The sequence below is a fragment of the Streptomyces brasiliensis genome (genome assembly GCF_014647875.1).
In the GTDB taxonomy this organism is placed as follows: domain Bacteria; phylum Actinomycetota; class Actinomycetes; order Streptomycetales; family Streptomycetaceae; genus Streptomyces; species Streptomyces brasiliensis.
Genome location: NZ_BMQA01000001.1, coordinates 61,377 through 83,405, shown reverse-complemented (window position 1 = coordinate 83,405; position 22,029 = coordinate 61,377). Strand labels below are relative to the sequence as shown.

Below are 22,029 nucleotides of genomic sequence, written 5' to 3'. Positions count from 1 at the left end.
CGAGAGGTGGAGTCGTGATGGAGCGGACGACATGCTGTGTGGTGGGAGGCGGTCCGGCCGGAATGGTGCTGGCGCTGCTGCTGGCCCGGTCCGGGATCGACGTGACGGTGCTCGAGAAGCACGGTGACTTCCTGCGCGACTTCCGCGGCGACACGGTGCATCCCTCGACGCTGGCCCTGCTGGACGATCTCGGTCTGGCGGAGGGGTTCGCCCGGTTGCCGCAACGGCGGGTGCGTACGGTCCAACTGCCGGTGGGACCAAACCGGTCGGCGGTCACGGTCGCCGATCTCGCCGCACTGCCCGGCCCGTACAACTACGTGGCGATGGTGCCCCAGTGGGACCTGCTGGACTTCCTGGCCGACGAGGCGCGGCGTGAGCCGTCCTTCCATCTGCGGATGAACACCGAAGCGACCTCCTTCCTGGTCGAGCGAGGAAGGGTGGCGGGCGTGCGCTACCGCACGTCGGACGGCCGTACCGGCGAACTGCGCGCCGTGCTGACGGTCGCCTGCGACGGCCGGGGATCACTGGCGCGCCGCCGGCCGGAACTGCGCCTGCGGAGTTTCGTCTGCCCCATGGACGCCTGGTGGCTGCGCCTGCCGCGGAACGAGGGGGATCCGCGGGGGCTGGTGGGCGCCGCCGGAGACCGCTTCCTGACCGCGATGATCGACCGGGGGAACTACTGGCAGTGCGCGGTGCTGATTCCGAAGGGCACCGACGCCGAGCGCCGCGCCGCAGGTCTCGACCACTTCCGGGCGGAGTTCGCGGCCGCCGTTTCCTGGATGGCGGACCGCACGGAGCACCTCCGCTCCTGGGAGGAGGTCAAACTCCTCGACGTACGCCTGGAACGACTGCGGCGCTGGCATCGCCCCGGACTGCTCTGCATCGGGGACGCGGCCCACGCGATGTCCCCCGTCTTCGGCATCGGCATCAACCTCGCGGTCCAGGACGCCGTCGCCGCGGCCCGGCACCTGGTGGGGCCGCTCGGCCGGGGGAGCGTGGGCCTGCGAGACGTGCGCGCGGTGCAGCGCCGCCGCCTCCCCACGACGGTGGCCACGCAGACCCTGCAGCGGATGGCCCACGCCGGCTTCATCGCCCCCGTCCTGCGCGGCCGGCCGCCCCTGGGCAGCGTGGACAGAGCCAGGCGCCTGGCGGGCCTGCTGGCCGGATCCGGACGGCTGCGCCGCCTTCCCACGTACTTCGTCGGCTACGGCGCGCTGCGCGAACGACCGCCGGCCGCGGCGCTGCGCAAGGCGCCGCGCGCACGACCCCGGCAGGCCGACGCCCACCACTAGCGCTCGTGTGACCGGCCCGCACCGCCGGGCCGTGAGGCGGAGTCACGACTCGTGGCAGGCCGTGGCCCGGGTGAACCTGGAGGTGGGTCCTCGGCGTCCGGAGGTGGAAGCCCGATGAGCGGTGTCGTGGTCGTGGGCGTGGACGGAGCGCCCTCGAGCCTTGCGGCCGTGGCAGAGGCGGCGCGGGAGGCGCGATGGCGTGGTGCGGGATTGAGGGTGGTGCACGCCTTCCTCTGGCCCGCCATGCACGTACCGATGGGACCCTCGCCGCTCGGCCCGAAGGAGGGGGGACTCCGCAACATGGTCCAGCGCCTGATCGCCGAGGCGGTGGAACGCGCGCGGACCGTGGCACCCGACGTCGACGTCACGCATGCCGTGGTGACCGGCGAACCGCTGACGGTGCTGACGGCCGAGTCGCGTGCCGCGGAACTGGTCGTGGTCGGATCCCGCGGCATGGGGGGTTTCGTCGGGCTGCTGATCGGGTCGACGGCCGTACACCTGGCGGCGCACGGTCGGTGTCCGGTGCTGGTGGTGCGGGAGGAGCCGCACGCCGATGGTCCCGTCGTGCTCGGCGTCGACGGCTCGGTCGCGGGCGAGAAGGCCGTGGACTTCGCCTTCGCCGAGGCCGCCCGGCGCGAGGTGCCGTTGGTGGCGCTGCACGCCTGGACCACGTGGAACGCGCCGATGCAGGAGCCGCAGGACGCATCGGTGCCGTACGCGAACCCGCCGGGCGTGCTCGCCGAGGAGGAGCGGCGACTGTTGTCCGAGGCACTCGCCGGGCGCCAGGAGCGGTACCCGGGTGTGGTGGTGGAGCAGAAGACGGTCCGGGGCGGGGCTCGGGAGGCACTGATCGAGGCGAGCCGGTCCGCCCAGTTGGTGGTGGTCGGCGCGCGGGGTCGCGGCGGCCTCACCGGACTGCTTCTGGGCTCGGTCAGTCAGGCTCTGCTGCATCACGCGCAGTGTCCGGTGGCGGTGGTACGCGGAACCGGCGAGCGCGCCTGACAGTCGAGATCGGTGAGCGGGGCGGCCGACAGCTCGTACGGCAACCCGGCATATCCCTTGACGTCTCCGTCCGTTCACACGACGGTGGTGTGAAATGCACTGTCCACGCCAAAAATTGTGGCATGAGCGAATCCGAGGGGTCCCACCACCATCCCGGCGTCCGCGGCATCGTCGAGCGGATCGCCGAGCATCACGAGCAGGCGGTGCAGCGCCGCGAGGAGGAGGCCCTCTCCGAGGCCGCCGAGAACGCCGCCTTCGATCTCGCCACGGACATCGCCCACTCCACACCGGGACACGACCCGGTGGGCTACGACGTCGAGACCGACCTGGGCTTCGACGAGGAACCCCCGGAACTCCGGCCGTAGGCCGCCTGCTGCTGCGGTTTCTCAGGACCCCGGGCAGGCGTCCGGACCGCCCTCGGCGAAGGCTTCCTTCGTGCAGTAGGTGACGGTCGGGAACTACGCGCCCATCACCTTCGCCGGGTCCTGGCCCTTCGCCACGTTCTGGATGGCGTTGGGGAAGTCCTGCGCCGGACGCACGTTCCGGAAGAGCAGCAGGCTCTTCACATCGGTGGGCCCCAGTCGATCCAGGTAATCCCGTTCGCCGCGGTCGCGTTGGCGGGGCGGTCCTGCTGGGTGGACACCACGTAGGTGTCGTTCCCCTGCTTGTCCAGGGCCGTCTGGAAGTCGGCGGCGCAGGAGCTTGCCGGGTAGGGGAGTTGCCACTGGTTCTGGCAGATCGACCAGTACCGGACCTGGGTCGTGGTCAACACCGATTGCCCTTCACGGGTGTTGGGGAAGCTCGGCGCCTTGCCGCGGACGACGGCAATACGGCCCGGCTCGTGAGCGAGCGGCGTACACAGGTATTGGTTGTACGGGTTGGGGAACAGCCCACCGGCCTTGTCGGGCACCGCGAAGCCCGGAGCGCTCGGAGTGGGGTTCCCGCAGCCCTCGAAGCCGCCCGCGGGGGCGTTCTCCTTCACCAGCTTCCTCAGCTCTCCGACCAGCGGGCCCGCGGGACCTTGCCTCGATCCGGCCCGGGGCAGGTCGGCAGGGAGTTGCGGCTGCCACCCCTGCGCTGGATCGACAGGGCCGGCAGCGGGACCTCGCCGGACGGGACGGACGCCTGGGCCGGCACGTAGACCCTCAGGACCAGGAAGCCAGATCCGGAAGAGGCGCTGTTCGCCGTGGCGGCGAAGGTGCTGCCGCTGGTGCCGGCAGCGATCCCGGCCCGCATCGTGGCCTCGTAGCGCTTCTGCGCCGGGTTCGTGCTCGCATCCGGAACGGCGAACGGGTTCTTGCTGCCGGGACTCGGCCGGATCGCATAGGCCGCCGCTGCCGTTCCCACTCATGCCGGGACCGAGACCTGCGCATGGCCTGCCGTCGTCAGCCCCACAAGACTGAACGTCGCCTTCCCCGAGAAGGACTGCGCCGCCAGGCGCGTGGCCGAGTCGAAGATGTTCACGGACACCATGCGGTCCGCGAGACGGGTTACCACCGGAAACCGGGTCTCCGCACGCTGGTGCGCGGATCGGGCGGAGGCGACCAGCCGTCGAGCCCGTTCCCGCCACCGCGACGCACCGGCGGCCCGACGGCGCGAACGGAGTCTGTCCACGGACGGCGCCCTTCCGGTACTCGTCGTCACGGAGCTTCCTTCCTGCCACCAGGGTGGAGGACGGGGCGGTCCGCGGCACGGCAGGCCCGTCCCACCAACCGAGGACAGCACGGATCACGAGATGTGAGGCCCACCCTTCCTGCCTACTCTCGTGACGTCCCGACACCTGGGGGTGGCAGCTCTCGTGATGACACGCGGGGGACGTGCCCCGGGCACGGTGGTGAGTGATTCTGAAGGGGTGTGTGGTGTGCGAGCCGGTGGCTTCCCGAAGGCTTACGCCGCCTCGGGCCGCCGGGCGGTACGCGTGACACTGGTCGCCGCGGCCGGTTTCTACCTCTTCCGCTACGGCCTGGACAACCCCGTCGCGGCCACCTACGCCCTCTTCGCCGCCGTGGCGCTGGCCGGCCTGTCGAAGATCCCGGGCACCGGGCGGCAGCGAGCCGTGGTGGTGCTCCGTCTGGTGCCGGTGTGCTGGCTGCTGGTGGTCGTCGGCACCTATCTGTCGGTACGGACGTGGAGCGCCGTCGTCGGCATGCTGGTGGTCGGCTTCTCGCTGGCGTTCGCCGCCGTGGGCGGCCCGCGCCCGGCAGGAGCGGCGCCGGGCCTGCAACTCCTGTACATGCTGCCGTCCTTCCCGCCGTACGATCCCTCCCAGCTCGACGATCGACTGGTCGGCACGACCACCGGGCTGGCCCTGCTCATCGCCGCCGAGGCGCTGATCTTTCCCGAGCCCGCCCCGCCGACGTACCGGGAGCGGGTCGCCGGGGCCGCGACGGCCGCCGCGCGTTGCGCGACGCTGCTGGCCACGCCTCCGTATGCCGTCACCGGTGCGGACATCCAGGCGGCCCGTGAGGCCGCGCACGCGCTGCGGTCCCTGACGGTGCCCGAGGCGGAACGCCCGGCGGGAGCCGGGCTGCGCGACCGCGCCCTCTCCCACGCGGGTCTGACCACCCGTACCCTGCTCGGCCGGCTGGCGCTGCTGCAGCCCGCGCCGGGCGGCCGTCCGGGAGCCGAAGTCAGTGCCGTACTGGAGGCGGTGGCGGCACTGGCCACCGCGACCGCCACATGCCTGCGGGCGGGCCGGTCCCCCGTATCCGAGTCCGACGAGCTGGCCGTGGCACGCGCGGACCTGTCGGCCCTGTCCGCGGGCCCCGTCCCCGACGGCGCATCAGCCTCCGTCGCCCCGGACGGCGCCGCTCCCGCGACCGACTTCCCACCGGCCGTCCTGCGCCGGCACGCCGCCGTCCTGGAGATCGCCGACGGAGCGCTGGCCATGGGCACCGCGGCCGATCTCGCGGTGCACGGCCGCAAGGCGCGGGCCGAGGTGGCGCCGGGACGCTTCTGGTACGCCCGGACCCGGGCGCCGTTCCTGTGGTGGCACCGGGTGCGCGGTCACTCCGGGCGCCGCTCGGTGTTCTTCCAGAACGCGGTGCGCATCGCCCTGGCCCTGACCGCGGCCCGGCTCGTGGCAGGGGTGGACACACTGCCGCACGGATTCTGGGCCACGCTGGCGACACTCACCCTCACCCGGACCACCATGGACGAGACATGGAGCACCATCCGCCGGGCGCTCGCGGGCACGCTGGCCGGGGCGCTGCTGACCGTCGGGACGCTGCTCCTGGTGGGGACGGAGACCTGGGTCTACGCCGTCGTACTGCCCGTCTGGTTGCTGTTCGCCTTCACGGTGGGGCCGGTCAAGGGCGTCGGCTGGGCGCAGGGCCTGTTCACCGTGCTCGTGGCTCTGGTCTTCGCCCAGCTGGCGACGCCGACGTGGCATCTGGCGGAGGCGCGGGTGCTCGACGTGCTGATCGGCAGCGCGATCGGCGCCGTCTTCGGTCTGCTGGCCTGGCCCCGCGGCGCCCACGACGAGCTGCGCCGTGCGGCGGCGGAACTGCTCCGCAGGGCGGCCGAGATCGTCGTGGCGACCAGTGCCTCGGTGGCGGGTGACGGGGCGGCGGCCGCGCCGCCCGGGGTGACGGGCCACCGGTCGCTGCGGAGCGCGGTCGTGCTGGCGGAGTCCGCGTACGCGCAGTTCCAGAGCGAGCCGATGCCCTTCGGCGGCCGGGGACGTGCCGTGACGCCCCCCGGTGTGGACTGGCAGGCGACTCTGATGGCCGGTCACCACACCCTGTGGGGGTCGGAGCGGCTGCTGAAGCCGCCGGTCGGCGAGCTTGGGCCGGTGGCGGCCGAGTCGGTCGGCGGCCTGGGGGACCGGGTGGCCGGACGGATGCTGCTGGTCTCGGCGGCACTGGATCCCGGCGGCGACACCCCGACCGCGCCGGTGCCGTCGATCGATCCGGCACCGCAGGCGTTCACGCAGGAGCCACCCGGCGCACCGCGCCTGTACTACGCGTCCGTGTCCTGGCTGGAGGCCCTGATGACGGACCTGGCACGGATCGCACGCGGGGGAGCGGACACCGAACGGGGCAACGCGGGCGGCCCCTGAGGCCGGCGGGTCAGCATCCCTGATCTTCCGGGGGAAGCCCGACGTAGGCGCGCAGCCCGCCGGCCGCTTCTGCGTGACGGGCGAACGTCGCTACATCCTCGCCCTGCCGGCCGCTTTCGGCGAGCGCGCCGCGCGGCCGCAGGACCCGGGCCACATCCTGGGCCGAAGCGGTTCCGTGGCTGTGGGAACCAGACCGTGCGACGGCGGCCGACTTCCCGTCGGGGCCGGCCCGCGGGAGGACCGGCCCCGACGGCGCTGCCGTGGTCGCGGGCGTCAGCAGAACCAGCCGTCCTGGACCAACCCGCCGTCGCGGCCGCGGTGAGCGCCGGTGCTGATCGGCGCCGGGCCGGCGGCACGGCGAAGGGTCACACGGTGCCGCTCTCCCACCACCAGGAACCGGAGCCGTAGGAGGGGTACTGGACGCGGCTGTCCACGTGCTGCCAGGAGTGGGTGTAGGCCTCGAGGCCGGAGAATCCGCAGGTCTCGGCGATCTTGTAGACCTGGAGGGTGGTGTGTCCGGAGACCACGATGTCCGCGGCGTCGCCGTAGACGTGCATGCTGTTGGAGGCACCGCCCACCGAGGCGTTGTAGGAGGTGCTGCGGAAGCCGGAGTTGATGGTGATCGGGCTGTCGCCGGACTTCTTGCGCACGGCCTCGAGCTTGTACATCAGCCGGCGCACGTTCTCCTTCACCTCGGCGGAGCCCACCTTGCCGCCGCTGAAGCCGGAGCCGTCGTGGGAGTAGAACTCGCTCCACTCGAAGTGTGCGGTGGAACCGTCGGAGCTCTCAAGGCTGTTGAGCGCGCTCTGGGTCTGCGGGCCGACGATGCCGTCCGCGGTGAGACCGTACGCGGACTGGAACCGTCTGGCCGCGTTGTAGGTGGCCGGGCCGAAGTCGCCGTCCCACGCGATGTAGGTCTGCTGGGCGCTGGGAGCTGCCCAGCCGCCGATACGGATCTGCAGTTCTTTCACGTCGGCACCGGTGGAGCCCTGCTGAAGGGTGCGGGTCCAGCCGTAGGCCGAGGCGCGGGAGGCCGACCCCAGGTCGACGGCCGCCGCCGCACCGAGCGCGGCGCTGAGCCCGAGCGCACCACGGAGAATGCTGCGCCGGTCAGGTCCCCGGCCGGCGTCTGCTGCAGTGTTCATGAGCCTTCTCTCCTCGATTCCGGAAGTCCTGGCGGTGAGGCGGGGGTCGGCATGCGTCCTCCCGGTGACTCCAGTGGTGGTGAACGCAGCTGACGGTCGGGTTCATGACAACGCATGGAGAGGCTACGCGGGTAGAGATTCGCCGGTGAATTCGCGGTAAAGGGCTTGGCACCTGGGCCGAACGGTCCAGGTGCCAGGGCGGCGCGAGGCTCGAGCGTGCTCCGTGGCTCCGGGAGACGGGGCCTCGGCCGCAGGCGCTCAGAAGCGGACCAGGGCCAGCGCCTTCTTGAGGTTGTGACCGGCGATTACCGCCATGACGGTCCGGTGGGGGAAGTCGCCGTCGAGCAGCCGCAGCGGGCCCGTCGTCAGTGACAGACGCTGTGCGAGCAGGTAGAGCGCGAGCCGGTGCTCGTCCAGTCCGTCCGCCAAGCGGCCGGTAGGGGTCGTCGTCCAGACGGATGCGCAGAAAGACGTGCTCCCACTCGACGTCGAAGTACATCAAGCCCTCGATGTCGATCACCACCGGGTTCCGGTTCACGTCCACCAACACATGGTCGGGCCCCAGTTCGCCGTGCACGGCCGCGTACTCCGCGCGCGGCCGTACCGTCGCCGCCAGATCGAGCAGCCGCTCCTCCAGCCGGTCGCGGGCGGCCGCGATCCGCGGATCACGCGACGCCGCCTCGGCGAGGTCCCGCAGGGCACGGTCCAGGACGACCCCCTCGCACGACGTCCCGCGCGACATGCCTCCTCCGTCGACCACGGCCACCTTGCCGTACGTGGACTCCCGATGACGCCGCATCGCCTCCAGCGCCTCCCGGAGCCGGGCCATGACCGGGGCCGCCGCGCTCGGGTCGCGCGTGAGAAGCCGCTCGAGGTTCTCGCCCGGCACGTCCTCGACGATCGCGAGATCGGCCGGCCGCTTCCCCGGTGACACCACGCGGATGCATGTGACGTACTACAACGTCAACAAGCCGCACGGCGAGCTGAGCGTCTTCGAGCAGTTCACCCTGCACCGCAAGCGGTCCGACGGCCGCCGCTGAACATTCCGGGGGGGGCGGGGGCGGCGCCCACCGAGCGCCGCCCCCGCCCCCGGGCCACCCTCCGGTTGCCTCGCCCCGGCAATCCTGTGCGGTCGTCCACTGCCGGTGGCGCACGTGGACGATGATCGCGCCGCGTGGTCGAATACACGGACGGGGGAACGGTGGGAAAGGCGGGGGCCGCGGTGAGGTCGGGAAGGGACGAGTCGGCAGGGAGCGTGGTGTGGCTGCTGCTCGCCCTCATCGCTCTCGGCGGCGGTGTGGCGACGGCCTCCGAGATGCGCGGTGCGCTGGAGCGGGAACGCGAGTTCCGCGCCGCGCCGGTGTGCGCCTCGGTGCCGGTGAAGGCCTCGGGGTGCCTGTGGGAGCAGGACTTCACGGTTCGGAAAGCCGCTCTCCACCGCGGCAGCAAGCGGCTGGCGCCGGAGGCGGAGCTGTTGCTGCCGTCCGGCAAGTCGTGGCAGGTGACATTCCGTCAAACTGATCCGGTGGTCTCGGGGTTGGAACCGGGCGACAAGGTCGTCGGCCTGATCTGGCACGGTCGGGTCGTCGAGGTACGGGACACGCACGGACAGCGGCAGGAGACGTCCTCCGGGCCCCTGGAGTGGCCCGAGGACCGCCTCGGCGGGACGCTCGCCTGTCTCTCGTTCGGACTGACAGCTCTGGTCGGCTCTCTCTGGCCACTGTTCGCGCGAGGGAACCGGCGTCAGGCCAAGGCAGCGACCGTGGTGCGGTGGCACGGGGTCGGCCTGGGAGGCGCGGCCATCCTCACGCTCTGGGCGCAGGCGGCCAACGACTGGCCGATGTGGTCGATCCCGGCGATCTGGGGGCCGATCGCGCTCCTCCTCCTGGCCTCCATGGTGGCCTTCGCCATCGCCGCCCTCCGCGGGGATCTGGACGACGACCCCTCCACCCGGCAGGTGCACCCGCCACTTCCCCCACCGCCGACGGGCCTGCGGGACGAGAGCGCCCACTCCTGACCCCGATCCGGCCGGCGATCACGCCTCGAGACCTGGGCGGCCGGGAAGTTCATGACCGCTGTACGGCCGGCGCACCCGTCGAACGAGTTCGCAAAGTAATGCCGGGCTTGACGACTCGTACATGCCATGTTCAGGCGCGGCGATTACTCAAGGCGGCATGCCCGGATGCGATTTCACCCGCAGAGACCTCCTGCGCTGGTCGGCGGTGGCCGCCGCCGCGCCCGTCACCGCCACGGCGTTCCACGGCGTCGCCTCGGCCGCGACCAGCGGCGACGACATCTCTCCCGCCAACCTCGAACTGGTCACGCTCACCGAGGACCGTGCCATCATCACCTGGTACACCGGCTACACCGGTACCGACGACGGACTCGGCCGCATGGTGCCGGCACCCGCCGACGGTGAGGTGCGCTGGGGGACCCACCCCGGCCGCCTGAACCGCGTCGCTGCCGGTCTGTCCTCCCACACGCCCTACCACTACGTCGAGTTGACCGGCCTCGAGCCGGGCCGGACCTACTACTACCAGGCCACCTCGCGCGGCAAGCCCGTCCCTCCGACGGCCTTCACCCTGATCAGCGGCAACGCCGTCGGCACCTCCGACCACGGCCTCGACGGCACCGGCCCCTACAGCTTCACCACGCCCCAACCCCCGCCCGGGCGCCATCTGTTCACCATCGCCCTGTGCAACGACCTCCATATGGGAGAGACCCAGGCCGGACTCGTCGGCGGGCAGCCCCAGTACATAGGCATCCAGCAGGAGCCGGGCCTGCCGCCGTACCCGGAGGTCATGCTGGAATCCCTGGTGCGGGACGTGTCGGCGCTCGGCGCCGACTACCTGCTCGCCGCGGGCGACATCTCCGCCGAGGCCGTACCCGTCGACCTCAGCAAGGCCCATCAACTGCTGGGCAGGTTCGGCGCGTACCTGGACGACTACTTCGTCACCCGCGGCAACCACGACCGGGCGCACCTGGGCGATCCGTACGCGACGTGCCGCGCCGGCCAGTGGCAGGGCAACGACTGCTTCGCGGACCGGTTCTTCCCCGCGCAAGCGGAACGCACCTACTTCACCCGGACGCTGAACGGGCTGCGCGTCATCGGGATCGACACCTATGACAAGCCGGGCAACGGCGGTGACGCCGGATCCCTTTCCCCCGACCAACTGGCATGGTTCCGCGATCAGTTGCACCGCGACCAGGACCGTCCGACGATCGTCTTCGGCCACCATCCGCTCGTCGTGCAGGACTCGGCGTTCCCCATCAGCCCGAGCAACTCGCTGGACGCCGCACAGGCGGCCACGATCCTGCAGGACTACTCCCGCATGCCCGGTCTCTTCCTGCACCACGCGGGTCACACGCACCGCAACAAGCGCACGATCAGCCCGCTCGCCCTGCACGTCACCCACCAGGAGATCGCCGCCGCCAAGGAGTATCCCGGCGGGTTCTCCCTGCTGCGCCTGCACACGGGCGGCTACGCGCTCAACTTCTACAAGAGCCGCAGCGAGCCGGCCCGTCGGTGGAGCGAGCGCAGCCGCATGGAGATCCTGGGGTACTGGCCGCAGTTCGCACTCGGCGCGAGCGTCGCCGACCGCAACACGGTCGTACGGCACGACCTGTCCGGGCTGCGCCCCGTCCGCCACGGACACGGATCGCAGGGGCACGGCAGGGAGCCGCACAGCCTCGTCTGACGTGTCGGCGCGGGCCGGGCGCAGCCGGCCCCGCGCCGGGATGTTCATGTTCCGCATCGCTGATGGTCACTCAAAGCACGGCGCGGCAACACCAACGGCGCATCCACTGAGCGCCGTCCACGACTCCCGTACGGAAAGAAGCCCGCTCGTGCCGCTTACCTCCGCCCCCAGCGCCCCGGGACCGCGCCACGCGGCACGGCGTGGTGCCGCTGTCCTCGCCCTGGCCACGGCGTTCTGCATCGGCGCCGGCATGATGACGACGGCCCAGGCGCTCACACCCGGACAGTTCGTGTCGGCCCCCGTCGAGGCGCCCCGGCCCGGCGGCTCCGGGCAGGGGCTGATCCCGAGCACTCCCGGACAGTCGATCGTCACGCGAGAGACGCGCACGCCGATCGCACCCGGCCTGAACCTCACCCGCTTCGACCGCTTCGAGGCCGGCGGCTGGGTGCGAGGGCAGGTACTCGTCGCGGACCTCGCCGACGACCGGCTCAGCGTGGATTACATCTCCTCCGGCACGGTCACCGGGAAGTCCCGGGTGACCGAGCAGGCGGAGCGTACGGGTGCGGTCGCCGCGATCAACGGCGACTACTTCGACATGAACGACACCGAGGCCCCGGTCGGCGCCGCGGTCTCGCGCGCGGACGGCCTGCTGAACTCGCCCACCCCGGGCCGCAATCAGACCGTCGCCATCGGCGCGGACGGCCTCGGCTGGCTCGCCCAGGTGTTCCTGGAGGGCGAGGCGACGGTCGGCGGCACGCAGCACCTGAAGCTGTCCGGCGTCAATTCCCCGGTCCTGGCGGCCGGCGGCATCGGCCTGTTCACCGACCAGTGGGGGCCGTCCCCGCGGACCAAGCCGGTGAGCGGCGCGGACCGGGTCACCGAGGTGTGGCTGCGCGACGGCAAGGTCACCGAGGTGCACACGTCCGTCAGCGACGGCCCGATCCCAGCGGGCACCAGCGTGCTGCTGGGCCGCGAGGCGGGCGCCGACGCCCTGGCCGGACTCGTCCCCGGGGACGCGGTCACCGTCGCCTACCGTCCGCGCGCCGACTTCGGCGACGTGGCGGTCGCCGTCGGCGGCGGCCAGGTCCTGGTCGCGGACGGCGAGGTGAAGCACTTCACCGACGGCGACACCGTCACCGCCACCTCGCGCACCAGCGTGGGCTTCTCCGCCGACGGCCGCACCATGTACCTGGTCGCGATCGACGGCAAGCAGACCGACAGCCGTGGCATGGACCTCAACGAACTGGGCGACTTCATGAAGGGCCTCGGCGCCCGGAACGCCCTGAACATGGACGGCGGCGGCTCCACCACCATGGCCGCCCGGCTGCCCGGCGAGAGCGTGACGGGCCTCATCAACAGCCCCTCGGACGGCTCGGAGAGGCAGGTCGCCAACGGCCTCGGCCTGTTCGCGGCGCCCGGCTCCGGCACGGTGCGCGGCTTCCGCGTCGTTCCCGCACTCACCGCGGACCGCTCCGACAAGGTCTTCCCGGGACTGCACCGCACCGTGCGGGCACTCGCCCACGACGAGACGTACGCGCCCGTGCCCGCAGGCCGGGTGCACTGGCGCGGCGACGACCAGGTGTCGGTCCTCTCCGGACAGGACGCCACCGCCGTCGTCACCGGAAAGCACTCCGGCACCACCCGCCTGATGGCGTCCTCCGCCCACGGTGCCACCGGATCGGCGGAGCTGACCGTCCTCGCGCCCGCGGTCCGGATCGCCCCGACCAGCAGCCTCGTGGCGCTGGACGGCGTCGACGACACCGCCCGTCTGACGGTCACCGGCTACGACGCCCTCGGCGACACCGCCCCGATCGAGGCGTCCGACGTCAAGGTCACCGGCGGCGAGGGCGTCGTCTCGGTGCAGCCCGCCGACGACGCCACGTTCACCGTACGCGGCCTCGCCGACGGCGCCTCCGCCACGCTGCACCTGACGGTCGGCAAGATGACCACCGACGTGGCCGTCACTGTAGGCCTGGCCGAGAAGACCTTCGCGGACCTCTCCGACGCCGCCTCCTGGACCTCGGCCAACGACCGTGCCCCCGGCGGCTCGGTCACCCCGGCCCCCGGCCACGACGGCTCGCCCGGCCTGAAGCTGACGTACGACTTCACCAAGTCCACCGCCACGCGTGGTCAGTACGCCGTGCCGCCGCAGCAGATCCAGCTGCCCGGCCAGCCGCAGTCCGTCACCATGTGGATCAACGGCGACGGCAACGGCGAGTGGCCCCGCCTGCAGTACCGCACGGGCGCGGGCGTGACCGCCAACCTCGACGGCCCCCTGATCACCTGGACCGGCTGGCGCAAGGTCGAGTTCCCGGTGCCCGTGGGCACCCCCTACCCGATCACGTTCCAGCGGGTACGGCTGCTGGAGACCAGCGCGGCACGCTCGTACACCGGCCAGGTCACCGTCAGCGACCTCAAGGTCAAGGTCGCCCCCGACGTGGAGCTGCCCGCCCAGCCGAAGGTCGCCGACCCGGTGGTGGTGACCGACGGCACCGTGGACGGCCGTCCGCTGCGCGTCGCCGTCATGTCCGATGCCCAGTTCGTCGCCCGTGACCCCGACAGCCCGCAGGTCCAGGCGGCCCGCCGGACCCTTGCGGAGATCGCCGATGCCAAGCCGGACCTGCTGGTCATCGACGGCGACCTCGTCGACGAGGGATCGCCGGAGGACTTCGCGCTCGCACGCACGCTCCTCGACGAGTTCGACGCCCGCACCGGCGGCACCGTCCCGTGGCACTACGTCCCCGGCAACCACGAGGTGATGGGCCTCGGAACCACCGTCAACTTCAAGGCCGCCTTCGGCGACACGACGTCGGTCTTCGACGTCCAGGGCACCCGCTTCATCACCCTCGACACCTCCAGCGGCACCCTGCGCGGCGGCGGCTTCGCCCAGCTCCAGCTGCTGCACGACCAGCTCGCTTCGGCAGCCACCGACCGCTCGGTCAGCGGTGTCGTGGTGCTCGAGCATCACCCGACCGAGGACCCCCTGACGGACAAGGCCAGCCAGCTCGGCGACCGCAAGGAGGCCGCGCTGGTCGAGCAGTGGCTCGCCGGCTTCCGGACCGAGGGCCACAAGTCCGCCGCGTTCGTCGCCGGCCACGTCGGAGCGTTCTCCGCGACATCGATCGACGGCGTGCCGTACCTGGTGAACGGCAACTCCGGCAAGAATCCCGCCAGTACGCCCGACAACGGCGGCTTCACCGGCTGGACGATGCTGGGCATCGACCCGGCGGACGGACGTATCAAGGACCCGTTCGACGTGCCGTCCGGCGACTCCGAGACCTGGCTGCGGGCGGAGGTGCACACTCGCGCCGACGCGGTGAACCTCAGCGCGCCGGACACCCTGGCCGTCGGTGACCTGGCGGACGCGTCCGCGACGGTCGTCCAGGACGGTACCCGCACCGTCCCGGTGGCCTGGCCGGTCAGCGCGATCTGGTCCGGCACGCGCGTCCAGGTGGCGGACCCGGACGGGGCGGGAGGCGACCACCACGGCAACCAAGTGGTCTCCTACGACCCGGCGACGGGGCGGCTGACCGCGCTGCGCGCCGGCACCGCGCTACTGCGCGTGACGGTCAACGGCGTCACCACAGAGCGGACGATCACGGTACGCCACCCGTGAACGTGCATCGAAGTCCAGTGCAGGCAACGGCAGTCGGCGGCCGTTCCGCACAGTCCCCCTCGCCGTGGAATCGAGAGGAAACCATGATCCACAAGTACACCACCCGGTCCGCAGCGCGGGCACGGCTCCTGCTGAGCACCGCAGCCGTGCTGGCCGTCGTCACCTCGGGCGGGATCTGGGAGACGGCGCAGGCCGCCCCGCCCGTCGCCACGACGGCCACCCCGGCCCTGAACACCCCCGCGTGGACGACGCAGACGGTCGCGCCCGGCGTGCAGGTGCGCAGTGCCACCATCGACAACGCTGCTGCCAAGCCGTTCTGGACGGTCACCGTTCAGGCCCCGGCCACCGGCCGCCTCAGCGGCGCCGCGACCTGGGCGGCGGTGGGCCCGCAGTCCTGGGCCGACACCACGGCGCAGCAGCTGCGCGCCGGCGGCTTCGAACCGCGGGTGGAGACGGTGCGCTGGCCCGACTACGCCGACACCCCGCGCGGTGTCATGGGCGTGCGGGTGAGGATCGGTTCGTACGCCACCCAGGCGGACGCCCAGACCGCCGCCCGGGCGGTCACGGCGGCGGGCTTCCACACCTCGGCCGACTGGACCGGCTACGACGCCGAGCAGCCCGCCGACCGGGAGAACGTGCACGTCGCGGTCATCGATCCGCACGCCTTCACCGGCACGGTCGAGGGCACCCACGACGGCAACGTCGCGCAGCGGGTGACCACGTCGTCGGTCGCGGCGAAGCTCGGCTCCCTGGTCGGCGTCAACGCCGGGTTCTTCGTCACCTCCAACGCCGACGGCGTGCAGGGCACGCAGTCGGGCCTCAGCGCGGACCGCGGGCGGCTGGAGTCGATGGCAGCCGGATCGCGGGCGTCGCTGATCATCGGCGACGGCGGCCGGCACGTGCGGGTGGCGGACCTGACGACGACCGTCACGGTGCGTGCGGGCGCGGCCCGCTACCAGGCCCAGGGCATCAACCGGGTGCCCGGGCTCATCCGGGACTGCGGACGTCCGGGCGGGACCCCGAGCGAGCTGCCCTGGCAGGACGTCACGTGCAAGGCGACGGACGATCTGGTGCTGTTCACCGACGCGTTCGAGGAGCCGCTGCCCACCGGACCCGGCACGCAGGTCGTGCTGGACGGCGCCGGCCGTGTGGTGTCGGCGGGTGCGCGCGGGGGCACGGTCCCGGTCGGTGGAACGGTGCTCCAGGGCATCGGATCGGCTGCCGACTGGCTGACCGCTCACGCCGGGACCGGACAGCGGATCGGCGTGTCGGAGGTCGTCCGCGACACGGAGGGCGGGCGTGTGCCCCTCGACGGCGACGACAGCATCGTCAGCGCCGCCCCCACCCTCGTGCGTGACGGCCGCATCAGCATCGACGCGGCGGCCGAGGGCGTGGTCGACCCGCAGGACCTTTCCTTCGGCTACGCCTGGGCGAACACCCGGCAGCCGCGCACCATGGCCGGCGTCGACGCCCGGGGCCGGCTGATCCTGGCCACGGTGGACGGCCGTCAGTCCGGCGGCAGCGAGGGCTTCACCCTCCAGGAGGCCGCGGCCTTCATGCGCTCGCTCGGCGCCGTGGATGCACTCAACCTCGACGGTGGCGGCTCGACCGCCATGGCTGTGGGCGGCGTCCTGGTCAACAAGCCTTCGGACGCGACGGGCGAGCGGGCGGTCGGCGGCACCATCCAGGTGCTGCCCGCCCAGGCCCACTGACGGGTCTCAACGACGGCTCCCCGCAATACTCGCCACGATTGCGGGGAGCCCTCCGTCGACTCCGCGCGAGGCATCTCAGGCCGATGGGCCGGCAGGGTCCTCGGTGGGGTGCGTGATGCGGAGGACACGGCGCCCGGTGTGCCGTTCGCGTACCTCCGGTGTCGTCCAGTGCCTGGGCGCGAACCCTGTACCGAACCGGCCGTCCCGCAGGCTTGGTGCGCACGCTGAACCGCATCCCGGCGTTCCACGACTCCACCGACCTGATCGTGGGCAGGCGCTTGTGGGGCACGCCGCTTGGCGGCTCAGTCCCCCGCGTCGGGAGTGACGCGAGGTCGCTCGTCGTGGACGAAGAACGTGACCATGTCGGGACGGTAGCGGTCGTCGGCGAACTCGAACGAACTCCCCTCGGTCGACGTGCTCGTCGCAGCCGCGGAGCACGACCGGACCCTGCCGTCGATCGCCAACGCGATCCCGGCCGCCGGGAAGCAGGCGCTGCCGGTGCCGCCGTCCGGTCGTCTGAAGGTGCGGCCCGTTCCCTACCAGCAGCACGCCACCGTGACCGTCGACCGCTCCAGCGGGAAGGTCACCGCGGCCCTCACCAACGAGGGCTCGCAGGGCGTGAGCATGCAGGTGTTCCCGGACGCGTACCGGGAATTCGCGGGGACGCCGTTCACCGTCACCAAGGACGGCGCGAAGAGCTACGTGTGGGACACCGCGACGACGGACGGGAAGTACTCCTTCAGCGTCTACGGCCCGGACCGCTTCGTACGGTCCTTCGCCGGAACCGTCGTCCCGGGCGGCCGGAACGCCGGTGCCGTCCCGCAGGTCAAGGCCGGACTCGTGCCCGGCCACCGCACGTTGCGGCTGCAGCTGTCCAACGGCGGCCGCGACCAGGTCCGCTTCACCCTCACCGCCAACGACTTCGAGGGCGGTCACAAGACGGTGTACGCCGACCAGGGCGCGCCCACCGTCGTGGAGTGGCCGACGAACGGCGACGGCTACTACGACGTGATCGTCACCGCCGCCGACGGCTACCGCTACGCGGGCCGGATCAGCTGACCCGCACTCCACAACCCCCGGCGGGCTCGCGAAAGGTGCGCGAGCCCGCCGGGGGCGTTTCAGCACGGGCGGGGCCCCGAAGGTGAGCACCTCACAGTTGGCCGGTGTCGCATGTCCGTCGTGCTCGCCTTGGCCGGCCCCCGCTGTCGGCGTTCTGTGGACCAGTGGGGAAGGGCGATCAGGGGGAGGGAAAGGATGGGCGGGGTGCCGACCCGGCCGGTGCTTTGTCGCGACTCGGGACGCGCCCCCGTGCTGTCGCCCGGGGTCGGCGGTCTGGGCGACCGTCGGCGCGCAGATTCCGGTGCCCGCTCGGCGTGCCCCACGGCGTCAGCGAAAGAGCGCGGGACCGGGTCCGCGGAGGCGGCGCCTCCCCGATCGCCGAGCCGCCGATCCTCGCGCCCGGGCCCGCGAGTTCGGCTCGCCCGGCCAACGCCCCGGCAATGGCAGGGAGTTGTCAATCCGGGCGGGCGTCTCGAAGTTGGCTCCGCACAGCACGGAGACGAACGGATCGTCGGGCGCGGAGCCGTACGGGTAGCGGGAAGCCGACCGTGCCGAGCTGCTCTTCGGTGATGGTGGCGACGTGGTCGCGCCGGCGGTCGATCAGCGCCCAGGACCGCTCGAGCGCCAGGTCCGCGGAAGGGGTGAAGTCGACCAACAGCTTCGGCTCCTGCCGCCGCTCACCGAAGGTCCACTCCCATTCGCCCGCGAAACAGAAGTGCAGGTGCCGCCGCCACGCGATGGTCGTGACCGGTACCTCGTCGGGCTCTGGCGCACCCGTGTGGGCGAGGACCTGCTCGACCCGCTCGGCGCTCACGCTCCAGTCCTCGGCGATCCTGGCGACGGTCATGCCGTCGGCGGCCTGCCGGGCGACCTCTGCGTACTCGCCTGCCGGGATCTCCGGGGCGCCTTGATCGAGCACCCAGACGTCCGGCCCGAACGCCCTGGGCGTCGTCACCTCGTTCCGGCGCCGGATCGACCAGCAACCGGGCACGGCTCCCACAGGTATTCCTCGTCGCTGAGGCCGGTCAGCCGTACCTGCCGTCTCCCTGGCCTTGTCGAACTGGTCGAGCAGCAGGCCCAGACGGTCCGTCCGCACGCGGTGTCTCCATGCCCGCCCCCCTTCGCGGTCACGTACCTCGCTCCGCTCAGCCGGAGGCCAACGGCTCGCCCTCACGAGGCGCGACACATTTCCGGCGCCGGCTCCTTGATCCGTCGCCCCCGGAAAACGTGCGTGCGCACGGAATCGCGGCCGTGCCACGATGGCGTCGGGAAGCGAGGTCTCGTGGACGAGTTGAGGCGATTCCGCCTGGCGTTGGTCGCGTGGGCGGCCGGCGGGGCGGGGGCGGATACGGCCGCCGCAGTGGCGCGGGAGCTGGCCGGCGGCGGTGTGCGGACGATCGTGCTGGTCGAGGGGAGCAGTGATCAGTTCGCGCTCGAAGCACTGGGCACGCGATACGGCCGCGACCTCGGAGCGGAGGGTGTGGCCGTGGTACCGCTCGGAGGTGCGACGAGCATCGGGCGCTTCCTGGACGTGTGCGGTCCTCCGGGGCTGGACCTCCCGCTGGCCGGTCTCTGCGACATCGGCGAGGAACGGCATTTCCGGCGTCATCTGGAGCGGGTCGGCCTCGGGTCCGGACTCACCCGCGCCGGACTGGAGACACTGGGCTTCCACGTGTGCGTCGCCGACCTCGAGGACGAGCTGATACGCGCTCTGGGCGCCGAGGGCGTGCAGCGCGTGATCGATGCCCAGGGCGAGACGCGCCCCTTCCGCACCTTCCAGGGCCAGCCGGCCCAGCGGGAACGGCCCGTGGAGCACCAGCTGCGGCGCTTCATGGGCACGCACAGCGGTCGCAAGGCCCTCTACGCCCAGGCTCTGGTCGCGCACCTGGACCTCGAGCGCGTTCCCCGGCCGCTGGAGCGCCTCCTCGCACACGTCTGACATGACCGCCGCCGGGCGACGCCGTTGGTGAGGCTCCACTCGGCCGCCTTGGCGGCGCTGTGGGCGTTGGCTCCGGCTATGTGGCCGTCGTGCCTGCTGACTTGGCCGACCGGTGCTGTCGGCGTTCCGTGGTCCAGTAGAGAAGGCCGATCAGGGGGAGGACGGCGCCCAGGACGGTGAGGCCGGTCCAGCCTTCCATGTGGTACACGACGGATCCGAACTGGGCTCCGAGCGCGCCGCCGACGAAGAACGTGGCGATGAAGGCGCTGTTGAGGCGGGCGCGGGCGGCGGGGTCGAGCTGGTAGACGGTGTGCTGGCCGAGGATGAGTGTGGTCTGTACGGCCATGTCGATGAAGATCGCGGCCAGGGCGATCAGGATGATGCTGTGCCGGCCGAATCCCGCGACCGTGAAGGCGAGCGCGGCGACGGCGAGGGCGACGCCCGTCATGGGCCGTACGAGTCCTCGGTCGGCCCAGTGCCCGGCGAACGGGGCGATGGCGGCACCGGCCGCGCCGACGAGGGCGAAGATGCCGACTCCGATCGGCGAGTAGTGGAAGCCGGGACCGGTCAGCAGGAAAGAGACGGTGGTCCAGAAGGCGCTGAACGCGCCGAACATCGCTGCCTGGTAGAGGCCGCGGCGCACCAGGGCGGGATGCGTACGCATCAGCCGCACGGTGGAGCGCAGCACGAGATGGTAGGGGATGGCGGTGGTCGGTGCCTGCCGCGGCAGGGCCGCGCGCAGGGCCACGGCGAGGGCCGCCATGAGGGCGGCGGAGCCGAGGAAGACGACGCGCCAGCCGGCGAGGTCGGAGACCAGGCTGCTGAGTGTGCGGGAGAGGAGGATGCCGGCGAGGAGGCCGCTCATCACCCGGCCGACCACGCGGCCGCGAGTGTGGTCGGGAGCGAGGCTCGCGGCGAACGGCACCAGGATCTGGGCGACCACCGAGGTGGCGCCGCTGATGAGTGAGGCGATCAGCAGCATGGGGAAGCCGGTGGCCAGTCCGGCCGCCACCAGGGCGAGCGTGGTGATGGTCAGAAGGGCGGTGATCAGACTGCGCTTCTCCAGCCGGTCGCCCAGCGGGACCAGAAAGACCATGCCGATCACGTACCCGACCTGGGTGAACGTGATCAGGGTGCCCGCCGTGGCCGCGCTGACGTGAAAGACGACGCTCAGCGAGGACAGCAGTGGCTGGGCGTAGTACAGGTTGGCGACCGTCATACCGGAGGCGACGGCGAAGAGTGCGACCAGTCTGCCCGGCACGTCGTGCGAGGTCTTCGCCATCGAGGGCATACGGAGGCTTCGGATTTTTGACGATGCGGACAAGAGCGCCTTCTTGATCGGCCGAACCGAGAGGTCGGCTCGAGCGGAAGCAGGGTGCGGTGGCCGGCAGCGTCCTCGATGCGGTCACGAAGTGTGCAGCGTCGAGCCGCCGCGTGTGCTTCCCCGCCTGAGGCGATGATTGGGAATGTCGCTCATCTCGATCAGAGATAAGTTCCGGCCGTGTCACCCGACACGGATTCCGCCGTGGCCGACGCCTCCGTGTCGAGGACGTCGTCGCCGTACAGGTCCTGCACCCAGTTGGCCTGGTGGATGGTCTCCAGACAGCGCTCACCGAGATCCGGGGCGACGGCCACCACGGTCAGTTCCATCGCCGTCGGCAAATACGTCCACGACGAAACCGCCGGCTCCGGACGACTCCACGTCATCGAGGACTTCTTCCACGACCTGAGCCGCCACGGGTGAGGACTGGAAACGAGAGCGTCCAACCAGTGGGACCTACCATGGCGCCATGGCCGTCGACCTCTTCGCAGGCATTCCAGTGAACGACTACGCAGTGGCGCTGGCCTGGTACGAGCGGCTGCTCGGCTCCCCACCGGCGTTCGTCCCGAACGACACCGAGGCCGTGTGGGAGCTGGCCGAGCATCGGTATGTGTACATCGAGCATCGGCCCGGGCACGCCGGTCATGCCATACACACGGTCTTCGTCGACGACCTCGACGCCCGCGTCACCGGGATCGCTGATCGGGGCCTGCGGCCCAGGAGCCGCGAGACCTATTCGAATGGCGTGCGCAAGATCACGTACCAGGACCCGGACGGAAACGAGATCGGTTTCGGCGGCGCTCCGCTCTGACTCGACCAGTCTCCCGGCAGGTGGGTCCGCGGGTTCTGGAGCCCAGGCACGTCGTCGCCGCGACCGTCACCGCTTCCTCGGTCGGGTGCCCGCGATGCCGTGATCGGTTCGAGCAGCCTTCGGAGTGTGTTGATCGTGCTGGACACCGGATCGTGCCCGGTGTCCGCCGACTGGAATCCGGGCCCCGGTTCTGAGCCGGATGTCCGGGACCAGGACGACGGCGCGGGTCGCGCCTGCGCAGGATCCGGTGCGCAGCTCGTCCGGCCCGGGCGATGGCGTTGCGCATGGGGAACCCCACGGGGTGCTTCCCATGGGCCGGTCGGTGTGGGCTCGGGGCGTGTGTGGTGAGGGGGTTGTGGGCTGTTTACCCTGGA

Annotated in this window: 17 protein-coding genes and 2 pseudogenes; 11 read left to right on the top strand and 8 right to left on the bottom strand. The window is 71.8% G+C overall.

All coding sequences use genetic code 11. From position 1 onward, the window contains the following. Window positions 1–17: 17 nt before the first annotated feature. The 3 genes from IEZ19_RS00375 (at window position 18) to IEZ19_RS00365 (ending at window position 2,659) form a co-directional block, all read left to right on the top strand. Entirely contained in the window at window positions 18–1,292 is a 1,275-nt protein-coding gene (locus IEZ19_RS00375; protein ID WP_189308910.1) for an FAD-dependent oxidoreductase, read from the top strand. A gap of 114 nt (window positions 1,293–1,406) precedes the next feature. After that, window positions 1,407–2,294 (top strand): universal stress protein, encoded by an 888-nt coding sequence (locus IEZ19_RS00370; RefSeq protein ID WP_189308909.1) that lies wholly within the window; start codon window positions 1,407–1,409, stop codon window positions 2,292–2,294. Window positions 2,295–2,416: 122 nt separating this feature from the next. Next, a complete protein-coding gene (locus tag IEZ19_RS00365) occupies window positions 2,417–2,659 on the top strand; it encodes a hypothetical protein (RefSeq protein WP_189308908.1) in 243 nt (80 codons plus the stop codon). 197 nt (window positions 2,660–2,856) lie between these two features. Here IEZ19_RS00365 and IEZ19_RS00360 read toward each other — a convergent pair whose 3' ends face one another. Next, window positions 2,857–3,276 carry a hypothetical protein gene (locus tag IEZ19_RS00360; RefSeq protein WP_189308907.1) on the bottom strand — a complete coding sequence of 140 codons (420 nt, stop codon included), beginning with the start codon at window positions 3,274–3,276 and terminating at the stop codon, window positions 2,857–2,859. Window positions 3,277–3,284: 8 nt separating this feature from the next. Then, window positions 3,285–3,641, bottom strand: a complete 357-nt coding sequence (locus IEZ19_RS00355; protein ID WP_189308906.1) for a hypothetical protein — start codon at window positions 3,639–3,641, stop codon at window positions 3,285–3,287. 571 nt (window positions 3,642–4,212) lie between these two features. Here IEZ19_RS00355 and IEZ19_RS00350 point away from each other — a divergent pair. Further along, window positions 4,213–6,354 carry an FUSC family protein gene (locus IEZ19_RS00350; RefSeq protein ID WP_229839832.1) on the top strand — a complete coding sequence of 714 codons (2,142 nt, stop codon included), beginning with the start codon at window positions 4,213–4,215 and terminating at the stop codon, window positions 6,352–6,354. A 365-nt stretch (window positions 6,355–6,719) separates the two neighbouring features. Here IEZ19_RS00350 and IEZ19_RS52955 read toward each other — a convergent pair whose 3' ends face one another. The 3 genes and pseudogenes from IEZ19_RS52955 to IEZ19_RS50235 form a co-directional block, all read right to left on the bottom strand. Then, on the bottom strand, window positions 6,720–7,499 hold the full coding sequence (locus IEZ19_RS52955) for a D-Ala-D-Ala carboxypeptidase family metallohydrolase (protein WP_189308904.1): 780 nt from the start codon (window positions 7,497–7,499) through the stop codon (window positions 6,720–6,722). 258 nt (window positions 7,500–7,757) lie between these two features. Continuing rightward, on the bottom strand, window positions 7,758–7,928 hold the full coding sequence (locus IEZ19_RS50240) for a hypothetical protein (protein WP_229839913.1): 171 nt from the start codon (window positions 7,926–7,928) through the stop codon (window positions 7,758–7,760). 103 nt (window positions 7,929–8,031) lie between these two features. Further along, a pseudogene (locus tag IEZ19_RS50235) lies at window positions 8,032–8,388 on the bottom strand (aminoglycoside phosphotransferase family protein); the annotation flags it as partial. A 333-nt stretch (window positions 8,389–8,721) separates the two neighbouring features. On the opposite strand from IEZ19_RS50235, the gene IEZ19_RS00335 reads away from it, so the two are divergent. The 5 genes from IEZ19_RS00335 (at window position 8,722) to IEZ19_RS00315 (ending at window position 17,584) form a co-directional block, all read left to right on the top strand. Then, a complete protein-coding gene (locus IEZ19_RS00335; protein ID WP_189308903.1) occupies window positions 8,722–9,516 on the top strand; it encodes a hypothetical protein in 795 nt (264 codons plus the stop codon). A 157-nt stretch (window positions 9,517–9,673) separates the two neighbouring features. Continuing rightward, complete coding sequence (locus IEZ19_RS00330; protein ID WP_189308902.1) at window positions 9,674–11,197, top strand: purple acid phosphatase family protein; 1,524 nt, start codon at window positions 9,674–9,676, stop codon at window positions 11,195–11,197. Between the two features lie 148 nt (window positions 11,198–11,345). Next, window positions 11,346–14,813 (top strand): phosphodiester glycosidase family protein, encoded by a 3,468-nt coding sequence (locus IEZ19_RS00325; protein WP_229839831.1) that lies wholly within the window; start codon window positions 11,346–11,348, stop codon window positions 14,811–14,813. 83 nt (window positions 14,814–14,896) lie between these two features. Beyond that, on the top strand, window positions 14,897–16,525 hold the full coding sequence (locus tag IEZ19_RS00320; protein ID WP_189308901.1) for a phosphodiester glycosidase family protein: 1,629 nt from the start codon (window positions 14,897–14,899) through the stop codon (window positions 16,523–16,525). A gap of 414 nt (window positions 16,526–16,939) precedes the next feature. Continuing rightward, the gene (locus IEZ19_RS00315) at window positions 16,940–17,584 is read left to right on the top strand and encodes a phospholipase domain-containing protein (protein WP_189308900.1); all 645 of its coding nucleotides are present in this window, start codon (window positions 16,940–16,942) and stop codon (window positions 17,582–17,584) included. Between the two features lie 471 nt (window positions 17,585–18,055). Here IEZ19_RS00315 and IEZ19_RS00310 read toward each other — a convergent pair. Further along, window positions 18,056–18,680: pseudogene (locus tag IEZ19_RS00310) on the bottom strand (DinB family protein); the annotation flags it as partial. A gap of 186 nt (window positions 18,681–18,866) precedes the next feature. On the opposite strand from IEZ19_RS00310, the gene IEZ19_RS00305 reads away from it, so the two are divergent. Continuing rightward, window positions 18,867–19,523: a TOPRIM nucleotidyl transferase/hydrolase domain-containing protein gene (locus IEZ19_RS00305; protein WP_189308899.1), complete on the top strand. Its 657-nt coding sequence runs from the start codon at window positions 18,867–18,869 to the stop codon at window positions 19,521–19,523. A 76-nt stretch (window positions 19,524–19,599) separates the two neighbouring features. On the opposite strand, the gene IEZ19_RS00300 is transcribed toward IEZ19_RS00305, so the two are convergent. Then, window positions 19,600–20,805, bottom strand: a complete 1,206-nt coding sequence (locus tag IEZ19_RS00300) for an MFS transporter (protein ID WP_189308898.1) — start codon at window positions 20,803–20,805, stop codon at window positions 19,600–19,602. A gap of 200 nt (window positions 20,806–21,005) precedes the next feature. After that, window positions 21,006–21,230, bottom strand: coding sequence for a hypothetical protein (locus tag IEZ19_RS00295; protein WP_189308897.1), 225 nt, complete (start codon window positions 21,228–21,230; stop codon window positions 21,006–21,008). An 83-nt stretch (window positions 21,231–21,313) separates the two neighbouring features. Here IEZ19_RS00295 and IEZ19_RS00290 point away from each other — a divergent pair, with 83 nt between their 5' ends. Continuing rightward, window positions 21,314–21,655 carry a VOC family protein gene (locus IEZ19_RS00290; RefSeq protein ID WP_189308896.1) on the top strand — a complete coding sequence of 114 codons (342 nt, stop codon included), beginning with the start codon at window positions 21,314–21,316 and terminating at the stop codon, window positions 21,653–21,655. The last annotated feature ends 374 nt before the right edge of the window (window positions 21,656–22,029 follow it).